This is a genomic window from Plantactinospora sp. WMMB782, assembly GCF_049179135.1.
In the GTDB taxonomy this organism is placed as follows: domain Bacteria; phylum Actinomycetota; class Actinomycetes; order Mycobacteriales; family Micromonosporaceae; genus Plantactinospora.
The window spans coordinates 2,137,411-2,155,795 of the sequence record NZ_JBMHMC010000007.1 but is presented as its reverse complement, the minus strand read 5'-3'; the positions used below and the strand labels follow the sequence as shown (position 1 = coordinate 2,155,795).

The following is an 18,385-nucleotide window of genomic DNA, read 5'->3' as shown; positions in this document are numbered from 1 at the left end:
GGGTCGGTCGAGGTGGGTCAGCGTCGGTCGGCCAGTCCCGGGTAGTGCACGACGTAGCCGTCCGCGTCGAGAGTCAGATCCGCACTGAACCCCTCGCTGGCGAAGCGCACACCGCCGCCCTCCAGCACGGTGTAGGTCTGCTCGACCGGCAACACCTGCAGGCTGGGCACCAGCACCCAGACCGCGACGATCCGGTGCGACGTGCCCGGGGCCGCGTCGCGCAGCCCGAGGCGGCGTACCGGAAGGGTGTTGAACAGCGGCGACCCGCCCAGGTCGATGTCGACCGCCTGGGCCAGCCGCTCCGGTTCCTCGGTGCCGGGCAGCCCGGCACCCGGCCGACCGGCGGCGGCCAGCGCCGCGTCCAGGTCGCCCTGCTCGGCGGTGCTCGCCCGCCAGCGGCCGGCGGCCCGCTCCAACCGCAGCGTGCGCAGCCAGCCGGCCCCCTCGCAACTCACCTCCAGCCGCTCCGCCGCCCAGCGCTCGTCGGTGTGCACCTCGTAGCGGCAGGTGAAGGCGATCGGGTCGACGGCGAGCGCGGTGCCCCGGGCCGCCAGCCCACGGCGTTCGGCGGCGAACGCGTGATCGGCACCGGGCACGTCGGTGCGGCTCCAGAACAACGTCTTCGGCATGCTCGACATGTCCATGGACGTTACCGCTGCCGTCCGACACCAGCACCGGAACGCGCAACCACGACGCCGACACCGGAGCCCCCCGGCCGCGGCGCTGACCCGGGTCGCCCGGCCGCGACGCTGACCCGGGTCGGTCAGCCGCGACGCTGACCCGGGCCGCCCGGCCGAAACACTGATCCGGGCCGCCCGCTCGGGCGGCCCGGATCAGCGGGTCAACAGGAGGTCAGAGGTCAGCGGGTCGGTGTCGGGCGCCGCCCGTCGAACCGGTGGTCGCGGCGGCCCCGCCGGTCGTCCGGCCGGTCCCCGCCGGTCCGGTCGTCACGCGGGCGCTCGTCCCGGGAACGGTCCCAGACCGGCCGGTCGCCGGGTGACCGGCCCTCGTGCCGGAAACCGCCGTGCCGCCCGCCGGAGCGCCACTCGCCGCCCCGCTCGGCACGACCACGCTGGGGCGTACCGCCACCGTCGCCGAACCGGCGGTCGCCGTAACGGTCCTCGCCCTTGGCGCGTTCGCCGTAGCGGCGCTCGCCTTGGGCACGGTCGCCGTAACGGCGCTCGCCGTCGAAGCGGCCACCCTGGCGGCGGTCCGAACGCGGCCGGTCCGGGCGCGTACCGGGGGTGCGGCGGGATGCCGGAGGTTCGTCGACCACAGGTACGCCACTCGGCTCCCGGGCACCCGTCACCTCGGCCAGCGCGGCGTCGCCGGAGCGTACCCGGGTCTGCGCCGGCTCGACACCGGCCTTCTGCAACATGGCCAGGGTGGAACGGCGCTGCTTCGGCAGTACCAGAGTGGCGACCGCACCCGACTCACCGGCCCGCGCCGTCCGGCCGGCCCGGTGCAGGTAGTCCTTCGGGTCCTTCGGCGGATCCACGTGCACCACCAGGGAGACGCCGTCGACGTGGATGCCCCGGGCCGCCACGTCGGTGGCGACCAGCACGTTCGTCCGACCCTCCTTGAACTCGGCAAGGGTGCGGGTACGCACCCGCTGCGTCTTGCCGCCGTGCAGCGCGCCGGCCCGGACGCCGACCGAGGCCAGTTGCTCGACCAGCCGGTCGACGCCCATCTGGGTCCGGGCGAACATCATGGTCCGACCCTGCCTGGCCGCGATCGAGGCCGCCACCGCGAACTTGTCGTGCGGCGGGATCAGCAGCATGTGATGGTCCATCGTGGAGACCGCAGCGGTCGGCGGTGCCGTCGAGTGGGTGACCGGATCGGTCATGAAACGCCTGACGAGCGCGTCGACGTCGTTGTCCAGGGTGGCGGAGAAGAGCAGCCGCTGCGCATCCGCCGGGGTCTTGGCGAGCAGTTCGGTGACATCCGGCAGGAAACCCATGTCGGCCATCTGGTCGGCCTCGTCGAGTACGGTGACCTCGATGTCGTCGAGGCGGCAGACACCCCGCTCGATCAGGTCGGCGAGCCGCCCCGGAGTGGCCACCACGATCTCCACGCCACGACGCAGTGAGTCGATCTGACGGTCGTACGGCACGCCGCCGACGGCGGTCTTGAGGAACACCCCGAGGGCCCGGCCGAGCGGCATCAGTGCGTCGTTCACCTGCATCGCGAGTTCCCGGGTCGGCACCAGGATCAGTGCCCTGGGATGGTGTGCCCGGGCCTTCGGACCGGCCGCCATCCGGGCCAGTACGGGCAGCCCGAACGCCAGCGTCTTGCCGGAGCCGGTCTGCCCCCGGCCGAGTACGTCCCGCCCGGCGAGCGCGTCCGGGACGGTGGCCCGCTGGATCTCGAACGGGGTGTCGATGCCCTCCCGGTTCAACGCCCGGACGAGTTGCCGGGGCAGGCCGAGCGCGCCGAAGTCGGCTGGCACCACCGCATCGGCCGCTGCCGGCTCGGCCGGCGCCGAATCAGGTGTTGCCAGGTCGGCTGGTGCCGAATCAGGTGTTGCCAGGTCGGCTGGTGCCTCGCCGGCTGGTGCCGGGTCGGCCGGCGTGGTGGTGGTCGGCGGCGTGGTGGTCACCGAAGTCGTCGAGTTCGTCGTCGCGGGAGCGGGGGTGTCCCCGGCGGGCACGGCCGGGGCGGCTCGCCCGTCGGGCTCGGGCCCGATGGCCCCGGCAGAAACGGATTGTGCGTCGAACACGGACGGAAACATGCTGGAATCAGCAAAGGTCGTCAAGGATACCTCTCAAGCGGGGCGCATCTTCGCGATGGCCCGCCGCGACGGAGGTCGCCGCCGAATCGCCCGCAAGATCGCCCAGAGGCGCGTGGCACGCGCCAGGTCAACAATCCATCCGAGTGTACGGGGACCGGACGGCACCGCCACCTCGGCGCGCTCGCCAGTGGGCAGGCTCACCACTTGCGATCGTGACCCGCTGGTCGGTTTACCTGCGCAGCGGAAGCCGTCAGCTGCTCAACAGTCCGTCGAAGAGACTGTTGAACGTGTCCCCGAGCAGGAGCACCGCCAGCACTCCGACGGCGACCAGGATGCCGAGCCCGACCAGCAGTACCAGCAGCACCTTGGCGTTGTCCGTCTTCTGCGCGGGGGTGTCCGTCCAGCCCTGGGCCAGGATGTGCCCGGTCAGCGAGCCCGAGTTCTCCACCGCGTTCACCGGCATCGAGACGGTGACGTGGCCCTCGGGGCCGCCGTACACGGTGCCCCGCTGGTCCGCGCCGCCGCCGGCCTCCACCCGTTGGTCCCGGGCCCAGTCCCGGTAACCAGGGGAGTGCGGCGCGGTCGGCCCGACGCCCGGCACGTCCGGCGAGCCTGGGCGAACACCCGGCACGTCCGGCGAGGTCGGCCCGACGCCCGGCAGGTTCGGCCTGGCCAGGCTGAAGCCCGGGACGTTCGACGAGGTCGGGCCGGTGCCTGGCGGGCGGCTGCCGGTCGGGATCCGCCCGGCCGGCTCGGCGGCGACGGCCGGGCCGGGGTCGGCGTTGGGCAGCGAGTAGCCCGGCGTACCGCCGCCGACGGCGTTCGCCGACGACATCGGGTTGGTCGGCGGAGGCCAGGCCGGCAGGGCGGGCGCCGGCACGACCAGCGCCGGCGGCTCGGAGCCCGCCGGTCGGCCGCCCGGCCCGCCGGAAACCGGCGTCGCCGGGTGTCCCACCGCCGCCGCTCTCGACGTGGTCGGGAACGGCACCGGTCCCGGCGGCACCGGCCCGGGCGGCATCGGCGGGTACGGCGTCGGACCCGGTGGCACGGGACCCGGGCCGGGTGGCACCGGACCCGGTGGCACCGGACTCGGACCCGGCGGCACCGGACTCGGGCCGGGCGCCGGGGCGGGCCGGGGCGGCGTCGGCGGGTACGGCGAGGGAACCGGCGGGACCGGCTCCGGTCCGGGCGGCGCGGGCGTGGGGAACGGCGTGGGCGTGGGGCCCGGCTCGGGCGGCTCGGGTGCCGGTGGTGTCGGCGGTTGCACAGGCTCGGACGGTCCGGCCGGCTCCGGGGGACCTGCCGGTGCCGGCGGACTGGCCGGATCCGGTTCGGTGCTGCGGTAGACCTTCGCCACTCCCGGCACGGCGGCCACGGCGGCGACCTCGGCCGGCAGTACCGGCGACAGCCCCGGCACCGCCGCGCTGGCCCGGGTCGCCCCGGCGCTGCCACGCGGAGCGCGACGCTGCGGCGGCACCGTGTAGGACGGCGTACCGCCGGCACGGCCAGCGGCGTCCTCGGGCGACTGCCCGGGGCCGACCAGCGGGGGTGGTTGCCCGACGCCGGGCGGAGTCGTGAAGTGCACGGACTCGGGTCGCTCCCGAGGCTGACCTGCCGAAGCGCCCGGATCCGACCCGGATCCTCCGGCGGCGGCCGACGGCAGGGCGGCCGAGCTGGCGGGTGGGCCGGATGCCGCGCCAGGCGGGACCACCTCGGCCGATCCGCTCGACGGACCGGACGGGGACTTGACGGCGTTGGCGAACGCCGACCACGGCGAGTCGACTGACGGGGTCTTCGGACGCCGCCGTTGCAGCGGTGGTACCGGAGTTCCCGGTGGTGCCGGCCGCACCAGCGGCGGTGCCGCGGCGGCGGCCGCGGCGTCCGGTGTGGACGAGGCCGGCGATGCCGAGGAGGCTCCGCCGGAAGATGTCGAGGGAGCCGTAGCGGAAGATGTCGAGTAAGCCGCGGCGGGAGATGCCGAGGGAGCCGCGGCGGGAGATGTCGAGGGAGCCGCGGCGGGAGATGCCGAGGGAGCCGCGGCGGGAGCCGCGGGGGCCGGTGAGGTGGCGGGCGTGGCCAGTTCACCGGCCCGATAGGTGCGGCTACCCGAGGAAGCGGCCGGCATCGCGGCGATCTCCGCTGCGGTGGGGGTGGTGGCCGCGGTACTCACCGCACGGCCCCGCACCGGCGAGTCCGCCGACGAGGCAACGGCCGCCTCGCCGGGGGTACCGGATGTAGGGGCGGGTTCCGGCTGCTCCGACGGCACGCTCGCCGTGGCCCGGACCGGCCGCGCGTCGGCATCGTCGGTGCCGTCGTCGGCGTCGTCGGCATAGTGGGTGCCGTCGTCGGCATCGTGGGTGCCGTCGGCTTCGGCGACCAACCCAGCGCTGGCGACCTGGACGTCTGGCTCGGCGCTGACGGTCTCGGCGGCTGACCCAGCGGTGCCGGCTTCGGCGTCTGGCTCGGCGCCGGCGGGGTCGGCGTTGGCGTCGGCTCCAACGTGCGGATCGGTTCTGGTGGCGGCAGTGTCGGACGGCTCCGTGTCCGGCTCCGGTTCGGCGTTCCCACCAGGCTCGGTGGTCTCCGGTCCGCGGCCCGACTCGGCGGCTTCCTGGCGCGGTTCGGCGATCTCCGCCGCCGGCCCGGCAGTCTCGGGAACGGAGTCGGCGGTCTGGGGGACGGAGGCGGCGGACCGGCGAACGGAGTCGGCAGTCTCGGGAACGGAGTCGGCGGACCGGGGAACGGAGTCGGCAGTTTCGGGAACGGAGTCGGTGGGCTCCGCGACCGGGGTGGGGTCCGGGGAATCGACGGGATCGGTCGAGGCTGCGGGCGCCTGGGCCGATGAATCCTCCGGTACCTCCGCCCAGAGCGCTCCGGCCGCGGGCGGGGGAGGTGGCTGGTACACCTCCGGAACATCCTCGCCGTCGGCGGGTTCCGGCAGCGGGGTGCCGACCGGCGGTGGCGGCGGCAACGGCGACAGTTCGTCCGCGCCCACCTCCGCGGCGTCGGCCCCGGCCGCGTCCACCTCCGCCGGGTCCGGCGCCGTGTTCTCCCGGGCTGCCGCGTCCTTTGGCGTCGCGTCGTCCCCCACCATGTCGTCCCGATCGGACCGGGAGACCACAGCCCGACCGTCAGAGTCCGGGGATGCCTCCCCGACAGCCGGTCTGACCTGCGATTCGTCCATTGTTGCCTCCCGCGCCCACACCCGGGCCGGTACGCCGGGTCGGAAGTACGTCAACCCTCACCGTGCCATATCTCGGCACGCCCGGACAGTTGGCCGGCGATCGGTACGGTCAGTCGCCGCTCGGGCTACCGTCCGCAGCCGGAGTCGACCGGCTGGCGCTGGGCGTACCGCCGCTCGGCTCGGCGGCCGAGGTGGTGACCGGCGGCGACTGCGGCCGGGTGGTCTCCGGCGGATCCGGGTTGGGCGCCGGAGTCACCGGCGGAGTGGCCGGCGGGGTCGGCGTGGTGGGCGGCGTTGCCGGCGGCGTCGTGGGCGGAGTCGTCGGCGGCTTGCTGGTCGGCGGCGGCGTCGTGGGCGGTTTTGTGGTCGGCGGCGGGGGCGTCGGCGGCCGGGTGGTGGGTGGCGGCGTGGTCGCGTTCGGGGCCGGCACGGCCGGGAAGATCCGGGTCGCGGCGTAGAAGCGCGACCACCAGACGGTGGAGACCTTCACCACGTCGCCGGTGGTAGGCGCGTGCACCATCTTGCCGCCGCCGATGTACATGCCGACGTGGTGGATGGTGGTCCAGCTGCTGCCCGAGGCGAAGAAGACCAGGTCGCCGGGGAGCAGCGCCTCCCGGGCAACACTCTGGTTGCGGGTCCCGTTGTACTGGTCGCGGGAGACCCGGGGGATCCGCTTGCCCACCGACAGGTAGGAGGCGAGCATCAGGCCCGAGCAGTCGAACCGGTTCGGACCCTCGGCACCCCACAGGTACGGGTCGCCCCGCTGGGCGAGTGCGTAACGCATCGCGGCCAGCGCCTTGGGGTGTGCGACCATCCCGGCGACGCTGTCGCTGCCGATCGTCTCGCCGATGCGCTGTTCGGCGGCCTCCCGGGCGCGCTCGATCGCCTTGAGTTGCTCGGCGTTGTCCCGCTTGAGTTTCACCAGGGCAGCGGAGCGGGTCTTGTACCGCGTCTCCGTACTGGTGAAGGCGGCGACCTTCTGCTGGTAGCTGGCGGACGCCGCCTGGTACGCGGTCTCCGCCTGCTGTTCGGCCTGCTGTGCCCGGGCCACCTCACTGGCGGCCACTTCGCTGTCGCCGCTGCGCTCCTCGCCGCGCTCGATCCGGCTGAGCAGATCCAGACCGTGCAGGTCGGAATTGAACGCACCGGGTGGCAGCCCGGCGGCGTCCTTCAGCGCGCCGGCCGCCGCGTTGTCGGCCGCCGTGCGCGCGTTGGCCAACGCCAGCCGCGCCCGCTGGCGTACACCGTCGGCACTGGTCAGCTCGGTGGTGGACTTGTCCCGTTCCTGCCGCAGTTGCAGCAGCTGCTCGCCGAGTTGGGCCACCTCGACCTCGAGCGACATGATCTGGCTCGCCAGCGGCCCGTTCACGCTCGGCGGCAGCGGGTAGGACGTCGTCGGCGCCCCGGTGGTGGTCGGCACGTTGGGTGCCCCGACCGGCTGCGGGCGCACCCCGGCGTCGGGGACCGTGTTCGGCAGCGGCGGGTCGGCGTAGACCGGGGTGGCCATCGCGCCCGCGACGATCGCACCGACCAGGGCCGACCAGAGCAGTGGGCGTAGTACCGGCGAAAACGGGTATACGGTCCGGTCGGGTCGTCCGCGCCTGCTGTTGGCCATGCCGCTCCCGTCCGTGCACAGCAGCGCGCGGCGCGGCTGTGGTATCGCCATCGGTGGTGTGTCGCGTCCCACTTTGTCTTACCTCAATGCGTCGGGGATGTCGATCCGTCGCCGGGTAACGAGACGCTGAGAAGCCGGTTAAGGGTACCTGGGAACGGGAACGGGTGAACCACGTCGCTGCCGCCGACCGCTCCGGCCGGCGGCGCAGCCCCTCCACGTAGGCTCGTCACGCCGATCGTGCCTGGAGGGACGTGCTGCGATGGACGCCGGACGCAAGCGTGAGCTGGAAGAGAAGGTCTATGCCGGCGTGCGGCTCGACCGCGCCGACGGCGAGGCGCTGTACGCCGGCGACGACCTGGTCTGGCTCGGCCGGCTCGCGCACCACAGGCGTACCGCGTCGGCGGGTGCCGACCGGGTGCTGTTCGTGGTGAACCGGCAACTGAGACCGACCGACCCCGATGCGTCCAGCCGACCGGATCACGGCGGCACCGGGGAGCGGGAACGGGACGAGGCCGTGCGCCGCGCCACCGGGTTGGCCGTGGACGGCGTCACCGAGTTGGAGCTGGCCGACCCGGTCCACCCCGCGCTGCCGTGGCGGCACTATCCGGAGCTGTTGCGCGCGCTGGCGGCGGCGCTGCCCGACGTACGGCTGACCGGGTTCGCCGTGACCGACCTGTGCCGGCTGGAGCGGCGCACCGGGCTGCCGGCCGAGGAGCTGTTGGACGAACTCGTCGCGGCCGGGCTGGTGTCGCTGGCCGGTGGCGGGGCCGAATCCTTCGACCCGGAGGTACGCCGCCGGGTCGGTGTCGACGACTGCTCGTGGGCGGACTGGTCCCGGATCCACCGGCTCGCCCGGGCTCGCGGGCTCGGCATCCCGGCGACGATGCGTTTCGGTCGCGGCGAGGAGCCCCGACACCGGGTCGACCACGTGCTGCGGCTGCGCGACCTGCAGGACGAGACCGGCGGCTTCACCAGCTTCCTGCCGCTGCGCTTCCCCGACCCGGCGGGGCCGGCGGACGGGTCCGGAGCGGGGCGGCCGGCCGGCGAAGTGGCCGTCTCGGCCGGCGAGGCAGCCTCCTCGGCCTGGTCGGCGTCCCCGGCGGAGTCGCTGAAGACCTTCGCGGTGTCCCGGCTGCTCTTCGACAACGTGCCGCACCTGCGCTGCTGCTGGGCGGCGCAGGGGCGGTCCGTCGCGCAGCTCGCACTCAACTTCGGGGTGGACGACCTGAGCACCGCCCCGGCGGACCAGTACGCCACCGGCGGGTCCGGCACGTCCGACCCGCTGTCCCGGGAAGAGCTGCTCCAGCTGGTTTCGGAGGCCGACTTCCGCCCGGTCGAGCGGGACAGCCGGTACGCGGTGCTGCGCGAGTACGACGCGCCGCCGAGTCTGGCGGAGCGCCGGTCCGAGCCGCAGCAGGTCTGGGCCTGATCCGCCCCGCCGGAGGAGAAGTTTCCCGGACCGCTCACGTACCCTCGACAGGTCATGAGCGAGCGAAGCGAACGGCCGCCCTTCCCCCGTCGGGACGACCAGGGGCGGATCATGGTGCTCGCCGACCTGCTCGGCGCCGCCCTGGTCGGGGTGGTGGTCGGGATGCTGGCCCTGCTCGTCTTCGACTTCGGCTTCTCGCTGCTCGGGCTGGGCGAGTTCGGTCGGGCCAGCGGGTGGCTGGCACTGGTGTTGCCCGCCTGGATCTTCGTCGAGGAGTTCCGGGCCTGGCGGTTCGGCCCGGCCCGGGTCGCGGCGGCGCTGGTGGCCGCGGCGGTCGGGACCGCCGCCGGACTGCTCGCCGCCGGGCTGGCCGCGTCGACCCCGCCACTGGTCTCCGGCGGGCTGGGCGCGGCGGTCTTCGCCATCGCGTACGCGTTGGTCTGGTTTGTCGGCGTCCGCTGGCTCGCCGGCCGGACGAGCTGATCGGAGATGTACGGATGAGTCCCGCGGTGAAGTACACGCTGGGCCGGATCGGGCTGTTCGTGGCGGTCGCCCTGGCGCTCTGGCCGGTCGAGATGAACCTCTTCCTCAAGCTCATGCTGGCGGTGGCGTTCTCCGCCGCGCTGGCCTTCTTCCTGCTCCGCGGCTGGCGGGACGAGATGGCCCGGCAGTTGGCCGGGGCGGCCGAGAAGCGCAGGGCGGAGAAGGAGCGGCTACGTGCCGCGCTGGCCGGCGAGGACAAGCCGACCGCCCCGGGCGGGTCGACCGACAGCAGCACGCCGACGGACGCCGGCAGGCCGACGGACGGCGGGAAGCCGACGGACGCCGGGAAGCCGACGGACGGCGGGAAGTCGACGGACGCCGGGAAGCCGACGGACAAGGCGTAGGCCGGCAGGTCCGGCGGGTACGGCACCGGCCCCGTGCCCGGACGTCGCTGGCCGGGTACGGGGCCGGTGATCCTCCCCAGGGTGATTCGGGGGCGGGGGGCTGCCGGGGTGGCGCGCGGCTACCAGTTGGTCGAGCCGGGCAGCCTCGGCCAAGGCTTCCAGGCCGGCTTGACCAGGTACGCGATCCCGCCCGACCCGCCGGAGACCCCGCCGCTGGCGTTGGTCCGCTTGGTCCGCAGCCAGATCTGCTCGAACTGGTCCCGCCGGTAGACGTTGCGCACCACGTCGTTGCTGGACGAGGCCGGGTCGTTCACCACCACGTCGCCGTCGGCGGTGAAGCCGACCACCACGAAGAGGTGGCCCGAGGTGCCGTAGTTGGCCCCGTCCAGCTCCTCGGACAGGAAGGACTGGCTGGTCACCACGGGCATGCCCGCGGCGACGAAGTGCTCCAGCTCGTCCAGCGAGTGCAGCCGGGTCACCTTGGCGTCCAGCCCGTAGGAGGCGGCGTACGCGGTGTTGAACGGCCAGTTGCCGCAGCCGGAGTACGCGTAGTCGTAGGTCATCCGGGCGGCGTGGTTCACCGCCGGGTCCGGATAGCTGGGATCGACCCAGGCGGTCTCCCGGGCGGTCGGCCGCTTGCCCCAGTACTCCAGGACCATGGTGGTGGAGGTCGGCGAGCACCAGGCCTGGCCGCCGCCGTCGTACTCCGGGTAGTGGCCGGCGTGGATGTTCTGCGAGTGGCGCGGCACCGCCAGTTCGCGGCCCCAGGCGATCCGGCCGGCGCTCGGCGTCACGGTGAACCGGTCCGGCACCAGTGAACTCATCGCGCCGAGCAGCCTGACCCGGGGTGCCCGGCGACTCTCCGGCGCGCGGTAGAGGGTCAGCCGGAGCTGGTAGGCCCGCAGCAGCACTCCGGCCGCCACGTCGTCGATGGAGAACGTGTCGGTCCAGATCGTCGAGTACGGGTCGCCCTGCCGGTTCACGCTGGTCCGCCGGATGTCCTGGTCTCCGGCGGCCCACCGGCCCAGGACGTACCACGGGGTCAGCGCGCCGGTGTTGTAGGTGCCCTGGAGTTCGACCTGGATCCAGGTGCCGGCCGGGGTGTCGGCGTTCCACGAGGCGACAAGTTCGCTGGCGTCGAACCCGACCGGGACGACCGGGGAGGTCCAGGTGGCGTACGCCCATTCGCGGGTGGTGCCGGTGTGCGGATCGGTGTATTCGGTGGTGCCGGCCGGGCGCAGCATGGTGATTCCGGCGCGCAGCCCGGGAAGCGCGACGGTGCCCTGGTGGGTGCCGCGCCGCCAGTCGGCGTAACCGGAGAACTCCTGCCAGGTGATCTGCTCGTCGTGCCGTACCGGGCGGGGGCGGCCGGCTGCCGTGCCGGCCCGGGCCGGCAGGCCGGTGCCGAGCAGGGCCAGCGTGGAAAGGCCGGCGAGGGTGAAGGTGCGTCGGCTGATCGGGGCGGGGGAACTGGCCATCGATGCTCCGCGGGGACGAAGGTCGGGGTCCTGCCGCCACTATTCCGTCCGTCAGGAATTTTCGCCAGATGTTCAGGCCAAGAAAATCTTTGCCGAAAGGAGGGGTGATCTGGCATTGGACGTCCAGTGATCAATGTTGATATGACCATGGTACGGATGGTGCAGTGTGCACTACCCAGCGGAGTCCTCCCTACCCCCAGGAGGTTTACATGCCCTTCCGCACCTGGAAGTCCGGGCCGTCGATCCGGCGCCGGGCCAGGGCCGGCGCGCTCGCCGGCACCCTCGTGCTCGGACTCGTCGTGGCCACCGTCGGCCCGACGGCCGGCACCGCCAGCGCCCGGCCGGACCGGGCCGAGGCGGAGACCGCCACCAGCGCCGAGTACCGGGTCACCGGCCCGCGGACCCTGGCCGACCGCAACGCGGTGGCCGCCACCGGCACCAGCATCGACTACGTCGAGCACGGTGCGCTGCACGTCACCGCGACCCCGGCCGAGGTCAGGGCGATCACCGCGCTCGGCTTCCAGGTGGCCGCCGTACCGGCACCGCCGGACCGGGGCCAGCACCAGCACGACGGCGACGTCGGCGTCCTCGACTTCCCGCCGGCCGACTCGGCGTACCACAACTACGCCGAGCTGATTGCGGTGATCAACCAGGTGATCGCCGACCATCCGAGCATCGCCCGTCGGTCCAGCATGGGCACCTCATACGAGGGACGCGACCTGCCGGTCATCAAGATCTCCGACAACGTCGGCACCGACGAGAACGAGCCGGAGATCCTGTTCAACTCGCAGCAGCACGCCCGCGAGCACCTGACCGTCGAGATGGCGATCTACCTGCTGAACCTCTTCACCGACAACTACGGCTCGGACTCCCGGATCACGAACATCGTCAACAGCCGGGAGATCTGGATCGTCCCGACCGTCAACCCGGACGGCAGCGAGTACGACATCGCCACCGGCTCGTACCGGTCCTGGCGGAAGAACCGGCAGCCGAACAGCGGCTCGTCGTACGTCGGCACCGACCTGAACCGGAACTGGGGCTACAACTGGGGCTGCTGCGGCGGCTCCTCCGGCTCGACCTCCTCGGAGACCTACCGGGGCCCGTCGGCGTTCTCCGCGCCAGAGACCTCCCGGCTGCGAGACTTCGTCAACAGCCGGGTCGTCGGCGGCACCCAGCAGATCAAAGTCAACATCGACTTCCACACGTACTCGCAGCTGGTGCTCTGGCCGTACGGCTACACGACCGCGAACACCGGGCCGGGGCTGAACGCCGACCAGGAACGCACCTTCCGCACCCTCGGCCAGCAGATGGCGGCGACGAACGGCTACACCCCGGAGCAGTCCAGCGACCTCTACATCACCGACGGCGACAGCATCGACTGGATGTGGGCCACCCACAACATCTTCGCGTACACCTTCGAGATGTACCCGGGCTCGTCCGGCGGCGGCGGCTTCTACCCGCCCGACGAGGTGATCCCGGCGCAGACCTCCCGCAACCGGGAGGCGGTGCTGATCCTCAGCGAGTACGCCGACTGCCCGTACCGGGTGGCCGGGCTGCAGGCGACGTACTGCGGCACCGGTGGCGGCACCACGGTCTGGTCGGACACCTTCGAGACGGCGACCGGCTGGACGGTCGACCCGGCCGGTACCGACACCGCCACCTCCGGGGTGTGGGAACGGGGCGCCGCCCAGCCGACCACCTCCAGCGGGGCCAAGCAGCTCGCCCCGTACGCCGGCAGCAACGACCTGGTCACCGGCCGGCTGGCCGGCTCGGCGGCCGGTGACCACGACGTGGACGGCGGGGTGACCACGGCACAGTCGCCGGTGATCGCACTGCCGGGCAGCGGCACGTTGACGCTCTCCCTGGCCTGGTATCTCGCGCACGGGTCGAACTCCTCGTCCGCGGACTACCTGCGGGTCAGCGTGGTGCACAGTGGCGGGACGACCCAGCTCGTCAACCAGGCGGGCGCGGCCAGCAACCGCAACGGGAGCTGGGCGGTAGCCACCGCCAACCTGTCGGCGTACGCCGGGCAGTCGGTCCGGCTGCTGGTGCAGGCCGCCGACACCTCCGGGGCCAGCCTGGTGGAGGCGGCGATCGACAACGTGACGATCACCAGTTCGTAGCGGCGCGACCGGGGTCCCGCCGAACGCGGCGACGTGTCGGCGGGGCCCCGGCGCGGTTCGGTCGGGCCGGCTGCTGGTCAACTACCCGAGAAGCCGTCGGCGGGCACCGAAGACACCGACCCGCTCGTCGGGCCGCTCACCGAGTCGACTGTCACCGAGTACGGGCCCGGGTGGCTCGGACCCGTTTCAGTCGGCCCGCACATCAATGCGCTGATCCTCGATGACCAGCTGAATGAGTTCGGAGAGTTGGTCCTGGTGGAGGATGACGCCGTTCAGGTTGGCGAGTGCCGCCTTGAGATCGTGTAGTCGGTTACCGCGAAGGTCGGCACCTTGGAGCTGGCAGGATTGGAGTTCAAGGTTGGTCAACTGACAGGATCTGAAGGCGATTCTGAGCAGTCGGCAGGACGACCACGTGGCGTTGGTGAACGTACAGTCGGAGAAGGCCACTGCTCCAGCAGCGACGACACGCTCAAAGGTGGCGTAGTCGAAGCGGCAGCCGTCGAAAAGGACGTCTTTGAGACGTACATCGACCAGTCGGGTGCCGGTGAATCGTGAGCCGGTGAACGCGCAGCGTTCGAGGGTGAACCCGGACAGAGCCGCGCCGGAGAAGTCGGTGCGGGTGATCTCGCTGCCCCAGATGGTTCCGGAGTCCCAGGTGCTCTCGCCGAAGTCCTCGCCAGCGATCCGGCTGCCCCGAATGCTGACATCGTCTATTTGCGCGCCGCGCCATGTGACACCCTCGATCCTGGCCTCGGTGAGATCGCTTGCCGGATCGTGGGCGTCGTCAAGATCTTCCGGGTCGAGATCCGGAAGCAGAATCTTTACGTCACCGATGGTGGTTGTCCGCATGAGTCCTCAGTCTGTCTGGGACGCGGGGCGACGGCGCCACCCCGCGTCCGGACACCTACTCGGGTGTCAGCAGGTCACTTCTTCTTGCTCCAGTTGTCCCAGCCGGGCCGGTTGTCGAACCCTCCTTTGTTGTCCCAGGTGGGGCGGTTGTCGAACTTGGCCGCGTCGATCGACGCTACCGTCCGAGACAGTCCGACACCGAAACGCGCGAGGCGCTCCGGTGTGGCGTTCACGAGGCTCGCAAGAGTGTGGGGCACGGTGATCCTCCTAGCTGACGAGGTGGCTCGCGGTGGCGTGGACGAGGGCCTGCCGCGTGTTGCGGCAGTAGTTGGTCTCGCGGGCCGCGAAGGTTGGTGCTCGAAGTAGCGGTTGCCGGCCTGAGCACCTCTGCAGAAGCTGTAGAACTCGCAATGACTCGCGCACTCGTTGAGTCCCGCAATGAACTCGGCGACATACCGGAGGTTGCCGGCCCTGGCCAGGATGTCGGTGATCGGCTCGCAGAGCACGTTTCCGGCAATGAAGTCTCCGTACCGAGGGTCCTCGAGTCCGAGGAGCTCCGGTGACAGGAGGACCACCTGCCCGTCCCAGGAGACGGTGGGAATCGGTTCGTACGGGGCATCGTCGACGAGCCCGGCACGCGTGGCGGTGAGATAGTCGGCCAGGCGGTCCAGGTCGCGGATTTTCAAGGGGCTGCCGTCGATCCGTCGCTGGACGAGGCGGTGCCAGAACTGGTAGGCCGCTTCCTCCGACACCGGTGTTCGTGCCGCACCCTCCTGTTCTTCGATGTTGAAGCCCACAGAGCGGCAACCGGGCAGGTCGGTAAAGAAGTCAACGAGGTCGTCGGCGTGATCGATGGTTTCCGGGGTGCCGACGCAGATCACCGAGTACGGCAGCCCTGCCTCGGCGAGAGTCCGCATTCCTCGAAGGGTCCGGGCCGTTGTCGGGTTGCCGGCCCGATCGAGCCGGTTGCGGTTCAGAGCGCCGGGGCCGTCGATGCTCACACCGATCTCGAACTCGTAGACGGCGAACAGGTCGCACCATCGCCGATCGAGGAGGGTGGCGTTGGTCTGGATCTGGTGACGTACCTGTCCGGCCTGCCTTAGCTCCTCGAACGGGGTGAGCAGTTCGCGGAGGGTGCCGAGAGGCGTGGCGGTCGGCTCGCCGCCGTGCCACACCACGCTGACTGGATGCGGACTGCCCTGCTCCCGCACGGATCGGGCGCACCCTGTGGCGACTGGGACCGTCATGAGCCGTCGGGATCGCCGGTCGGGCAGGTAGCAGTAGGCACAGTCCAGATTGCAGAAGCTGGTGGGTTGCAGGACCAGAGTGTGGAATGCGCGGGCTATCGCCGCCCGCCCATCAGCGGTGATGACACCGATACCGTTCACTGGCCTGTCTCCTTGGCCTCTGCCGAGCCGGCGTGTTCAGCCGGTGCTGACGGGCGGCACGCGCGCAGCCAGCCAAGGAATCGGTCGAACAGATCAGCGGTGCTCCCGGTCATACTGGAGTTGAGTCTGTGCAGGTCGTCGATGGCGTTGCAGAGCGAAGTGGCCAGGTAGAGACAGAGGCTCACCCTGCTGCCCTGATACTCGGCCAGAAGATCCAGCTTTGCCTGTCCGCATGGCCACGGCTGACCGCAGGCTCGGCACAACCAAAGCGGACGCGCCGGCAAGTGTTCCCTCGGCGCGTGCTCTCCCTGCCTCAAGGCGCGCTGGTGCAGAGGTACGGTGTCGCGCTGGGCTTCCGTCATCGGCGTTCTCCCTTCCGGGCCTGTCGCTCGAAATGCGGGTGGCCGGTCGTCAACTCGTGCGAGACATACGCCGTCATGGCTGCTCCCGAAGGCGGGTCGAGACTGGCAAGCAGTGGGCTCGCCTGGGCGCGGCGAGCCCACCGCTTGCAGTGCGGCGGCTGGGAGCAGCCCGCCGCTCACCCGGCGGCGCAGCCCTCGTGGCGGTACGCAGACGGGGAACACTGGGAACGGGTGAAGGGGCCTTCTGGGGCGTCACCGGCCGACGCATCCAGGTTCGCCGCAGAGCGTGACGATGGAAATGTCCCGTCGGTGCACTCGCAGTGCACTCGCCAACACGCCACGTGCCGTAACGATCGACAGGCTCACATCGGTCCCATCGAGAGGACATCCGATGGCTGCGGTGACCAACTGGACCGGCCGGGAGGCAAACACCCTGCGGCGGGCACTACGGCTGAGCGTCACCGGTTTTGCCGAACATCTGGGCGCGGCCCGACGCACCGTGGCCAAGTGGAGCAGCCAGGGCGAGAAAGTTCAGCTACGTGCCGACATGCAGGCCGCGCTCGATACGGTGCTCGCGCGGGCCGCCCCCGACGTCCTGGAACGCTTCGAGGCCCTGAGAAGACATGACACCAGGGGTGCACTTGCCGTTGCCACCAGACCGCCAGGTGCAGTGGACGCCGATACTGGCAAGGACGGATCTGGCACTGACTCGGACGGTGACGTGCAGCGTAGAAGGTTCCTGCAGGGTGCGACGGGCACCGGCATGGCAGTCCTGCCCAACGTCACGCCGCTACTTGACGCGCTGGTCTCGTTGCCGATGGCTCGCGAGGCCGAGCCGGTTGCTCTGCCCCTGCGGCAACTCGCTCGTGGCGTGGCCGCCGCCAAGGCTGCCTACCAGGCGTGCCGGTACGAGCAGGTTCTCGGTGGTCTTACGATCCTGCTACCAACGCTGGCGCCCACCCGGTCGGATGCCGAGGGCGATCAGCGGACCCGGGTCGACGCCGTGGCCAGCGACCTCTATCACGTCGTGGGAAGCGTGCTGCTTAAAGTCGGCGACAGAGGTATGGCCTTGGTGGCAGCGGAAAAGAGTGTCCAGGCAGGCACGGCCAGTCAGGACCCGGTGGCGATGGCGACCAGTGCGCGGATCATGACCCACGCCTTGATGAGCAACGGCCACACGAGGCAGGCGAGGAGCCTGGCCGAGAAGGCGGCCGGCACTCTCGAACGGGACACTCGCCTCATGTCCAGCGATCAGCTGGCCGTTTACGGCGCCCTTCTGCTTCGTGGTGCGGTCGCCGCCGCGCGCAGTGACGACCGGGACAGCGCCCAGGCCATGATCGACGAGGCCACCCGGGCTGCCGCGCGGCTCGGCTACGACGGCAACGACCGGTGGACCGGCTTCGGCGCCACGAACGTCCTGCTCCATCAGGTCAACGTCGCACTGACCCTCGGCGACGCCGGTACCGCCATCACCCTCGCTCGGCAGGTGCCACTGGACAAGATCCGTCTCGCCGAACGCAAAGCCTCGTTCTTCGTCGACGTGGCACGCGCCTACACCCGGTGGGGACGCTACGAGCACGCCCTCGACGCCTTGCGTATCGCCTACGACGTGGCGCCCGAGGAACTCCGGTGCCGACCGGCGGTGCAGCACATCGCCGGCGACCTCGCGGCCCTGAGCCGGGGCCACGTCCGCACCGCCGTCGTCGAGTTCACCCGCCGCGTCGGGATACTGGTATGACCGCTGGTCATCTACAGATCGTCGTCTGCGGCGCTGGCCCCGCTGCTGACGTCGGAAAGCTGATCGTTGCTGCTCAGGGAAGATCCTGGACGGCGGCGGTCACCGCCACACCGTGCGCCATCGACTTCATCGACGCGCGAGCGATCGAGTCGCTGACCGGACACCCGGCCAGGTCCACCTACCAGTCGACTCCAGGCGCTCGCCGTACGCTTCCTGGCATCGACGCGCTCGTCATCGCCCCCGCCACCTACAACTCCGTTAACAAGATCGCCATGGGCATCGCCGACAACTACGCCATGACCTCGGTCGCCGAGCTGATCGGACGCCAGGTGCCGACCGTCATCGTCCCGTTCGTCAACGCCGCCCTGAGCGCCCGAACTCCCTTCCGACGCGCCGTGGCCGATCTCCGCCAGGAACGCGTACGTATCTTGCTCGGGCAAGACGACGGGTGGGAACCTCACCCACCGGGCACCGGCAATGAACGGCAGGAAGTCTTTCCCTGGACGGCGGCGTTCGATACGGCGGTCCGGCTGGTTCAGGAGGCACGTCCGGTGGCCGACTGAGTTCGCCCGCTTCGGTGGAGCGGGTCCATGAAGGCGGG

General features: G+C 71.5%; 14 protein-coding genes and 1 pseudogene. 6 read left to right on the top strand and 9 right to left on the bottom strand.

What is annotated here, in order from left to right; translation table 11 throughout:
* Positions 1–17 precede the first annotated feature (17 nt).
* From ACN28A_RS11900 to ACN28A_RS11885, 4 genes are all read right to left on the bottom strand, one after another.
* Positions 18–638 carry a putative glycolipid-binding domain-containing protein gene (locus tag ACN28A_RS11900; protein ID WP_421395009.1) on the bottom strand — a complete coding sequence of 207 codons (621 nt, stop codon included), beginning with the start codon at positions 636–638 and terminating at the stop codon, positions 18–20.
* A 221-nt stretch (positions 639–859) separates the two neighbouring features.
* Positions 860–2,452, bottom strand: a complete 1,593-nt coding sequence (locus ACN28A_RS11895; RefSeq protein ID WP_421404316.1) for a DEAD/DEAH box helicase — start codon at positions 2,450–2,452, stop codon at positions 860–862.
* 529 nt (positions 2,453–2,981) lie between these two features.
* Entirely contained in the window at positions 2,982–4,316 is a 1,335-nt protein-coding gene (locus tag ACN28A_RS11890; RefSeq protein WP_421395007.1) for a hypothetical protein, read from the bottom strand.
* A gap of 1,708 nt (positions 4,317–6,024) precedes the next feature.
* Positions 6,025–7,530: an NlpC/P60 family protein gene (locus tag ACN28A_RS11885; RefSeq protein WP_421395005.1), complete on the bottom strand. Its 1,506-nt coding sequence runs from the start codon at positions 7,528–7,530 to the stop codon at positions 6,025–6,027.
* A gap of 259 nt (positions 7,531–7,789) precedes the next feature.
* Here ACN28A_RS11885 and ACN28A_RS11880 point away from each other — a divergent pair, with 259 nt between their 5' ends.
* Genes ACN28A_RS11880 through ACN28A_RS11870 form a run of 3 tightly spaced genes read left to right on the top strand, consistent with a single transcriptional unit; the run spans position 7,790 to position 9,846 of the window.
* On the top strand, positions 7,790–8,959 hold the full coding sequence (locus tag ACN28A_RS11880; protein ID WP_421395003.1) for an aminofutalosine synthase MqnE: 1,170 nt from the start codon (positions 7,790–7,792) through the stop codon (positions 8,957–8,959).
* A 54-nt stretch (positions 8,960–9,013) separates the two neighbouring features.
* Entirely contained in the window at positions 9,014–9,442 is a 429-nt protein-coding gene (locus ACN28A_RS11875) for a hypothetical protein (protein ID WP_421395001.1), read from the top strand.
* Between the two features lie 14 nt (positions 9,443–9,456).
* Complete coding sequence (locus ACN28A_RS11870; protein ID WP_421394999.1) at positions 9,457–9,846, top strand: DUF4229 domain-containing protein; 390 nt, start codon at positions 9,457–9,459, stop codon at positions 9,844–9,846.
* Between the two features lie 119 nt (positions 9,847–9,965).
* On the opposite strand, the gene ACN28A_RS11865 is transcribed toward ACN28A_RS11870, so the two are convergent.
* Positions 9,966–11,324: a C39 family peptidase gene (locus ACN28A_RS11865; protein ID WP_421394997.1), complete on the bottom strand. Its 1,359-nt coding sequence runs from the start codon at positions 11,322–11,324 to the stop codon at positions 9,966–9,968.
* Positions 11,325–11,533: 209 nt separating this feature from the next.
* On the opposite strand from ACN28A_RS11865, the gene ACN28A_RS11860 reads away from it, so the two are divergent.
* Positions 11,534–13,447 (top strand): M14 family zinc carboxypeptidase, encoded by a 1,914-nt coding sequence (locus ACN28A_RS11860; protein ID WP_421394995.1) that lies wholly within the window; start codon positions 11,534–11,536, stop codon positions 13,445–13,447.
* Positions 13,448–13,633: 186 nt separating this feature from the next.
* On the opposite strand, the gene ACN28A_RS11855 is transcribed toward ACN28A_RS11860, so the two are convergent.
* The 4 genes and pseudogenes from ACN28A_RS11855 to ACN28A_RS11840 all read right to left on the bottom strand — a co-directional run bounded on the left by ACN28A_RS11855 (position 13,634) and on the right by ACN28A_RS11840 (position 16,046).
* Positions 13,634–14,296 (bottom strand): pentapeptide repeat-containing protein, encoded by a 663-nt coding sequence (locus ACN28A_RS11855; protein ID WP_421394992.1) that lies wholly within the window; start codon positions 14,294–14,296, stop codon positions 13,634–13,636.
* Between the two features lie 74 nt (positions 14,297–14,370).
* Positions 14,371–14,553, bottom strand: a complete 183-nt coding sequence (amcA, locus tag ACN28A_RS11850) for a multiple cyclophane-containing RiPP AmcA (RefSeq protein ID WP_421394990.1) — start codon at positions 14,551–14,553, stop codon at positions 14,371–14,373.
* Between the two features lie 10 nt (positions 14,554–14,563).
* Positions 14,564–15,684, bottom strand: a pseudogene (amcB, locus tag ACN28A_RS11845) (cyclophane-forming radical SAM peptide maturase AmcB).
* On the bottom strand, positions 15,681–16,046 hold the full coding sequence (locus ACN28A_RS11840; RefSeq protein ID WP_421394988.1) for a hypothetical protein: 366 nt from the start codon (positions 16,044–16,046) through the stop codon (positions 15,681–15,683). Before ACN28A_RS11840 ends, amcB begins: the two are co-directional and overlap by 4 nt.
* 391 nt (positions 16,047–16,437) lie before the next feature.
* Between ACN28A_RS11840 and ACN28A_RS11835 the strand changes: the two genes are divergently transcribed.
* The gene (locus ACN28A_RS11835) at positions 16,438–17,784 is read left to right on the top strand and encodes a hypothetical protein (protein WP_421394986.1); all 1,347 of its coding nucleotides are present in this window, start codon (positions 16,438–16,440) and stop codon (positions 17,782–17,784) included.
* Positions 17,781–18,347, top strand: a complete 567-nt coding sequence (locus tag ACN28A_RS11830; RefSeq protein WP_421394983.1) for a flavoprotein — start codon at positions 17,781–17,783, stop codon at positions 18,345–18,347. Before ACN28A_RS11835 ends, ACN28A_RS11830 begins: the two co-directional genes overlap by 4 nt.
* The last annotated feature ends 38 nt before the right edge of the window (positions 18,348–18,385 follow it).

Coding starts and splice junctions, on each gene's coding strand:
- ACN28A_RS11900 (WP_421395009.1), bottom strand. CDS start 638: ATGTCGAGCATGCCGAAGACGTTGTTCTGGAGCCGCACCGACGTGCCC.
- ACN28A_RS11885 (WP_421395005.1), bottom strand. CDS start 7,530: ATGGCCAACAGCAGGCGCGGACGACCCGACCGGACCGTATACCCGTTT.
- ACN28A_RS11880 (WP_421395003.1), top strand. CDS start 7,790: ATGGACGCCGGACGCAAGCGTGAGCTGGAAGAGAAGGTCTATGCCGGC.
- ACN28A_RS11875 (WP_421395001.1), top strand. CDS start 9,014: ATGAGCGAGCGAAGCGAACGGCCGCCCTTCCCCCGTCGGGACGACCAG.
- ACN28A_RS11870 (WP_421394999.1), top strand. CDS start 9,457: ATGAGTCCCGCGGTGAAGTACACGCTGGGCCGGATCGGGCTGTTCGTG.
- ACN28A_RS11865 (WP_421394997.1), bottom strand. CDS start 11,324: ATGGCCAGTTCCCCCGCCCCGATCAGCCGACGCACCTTCACCCTCGCC.
- ACN28A_RS11860 (WP_421394995.1), top strand. CDS start 11,534: ATGCCCTTCCGCACCTGGAAGTCCGGGCCGTCGATCCGGCGCCGGGCC.
- ACN28A_RS11855 (WP_421394992.1), bottom strand. CDS start 14,296: ATGCGGACAACCACCATCGGTGACGTAAAGATTCTGCTTCCGGATCTC.
- ACN28A_RS11840 (WP_421394988.1), bottom strand. CDS start 16,046: ATGACGGAAGCCCAGCGCGACACCGTACCTCTGCACCAGCGCGCCTTG.
- ACN28A_RS11835 (WP_421394986.1), top strand. CDS start 16,438: ATGGCTGCGGTGACCAACTGGACCGGCCGGGAGGCAAACACCCTGCGG.
- ACN28A_RS11830 (WP_421394983.1), top strand. CDS start 17,781: ATGACCGCTGGTCATCTACAGATCGTCGTCTGCGGCGCTGGCCCCGCT.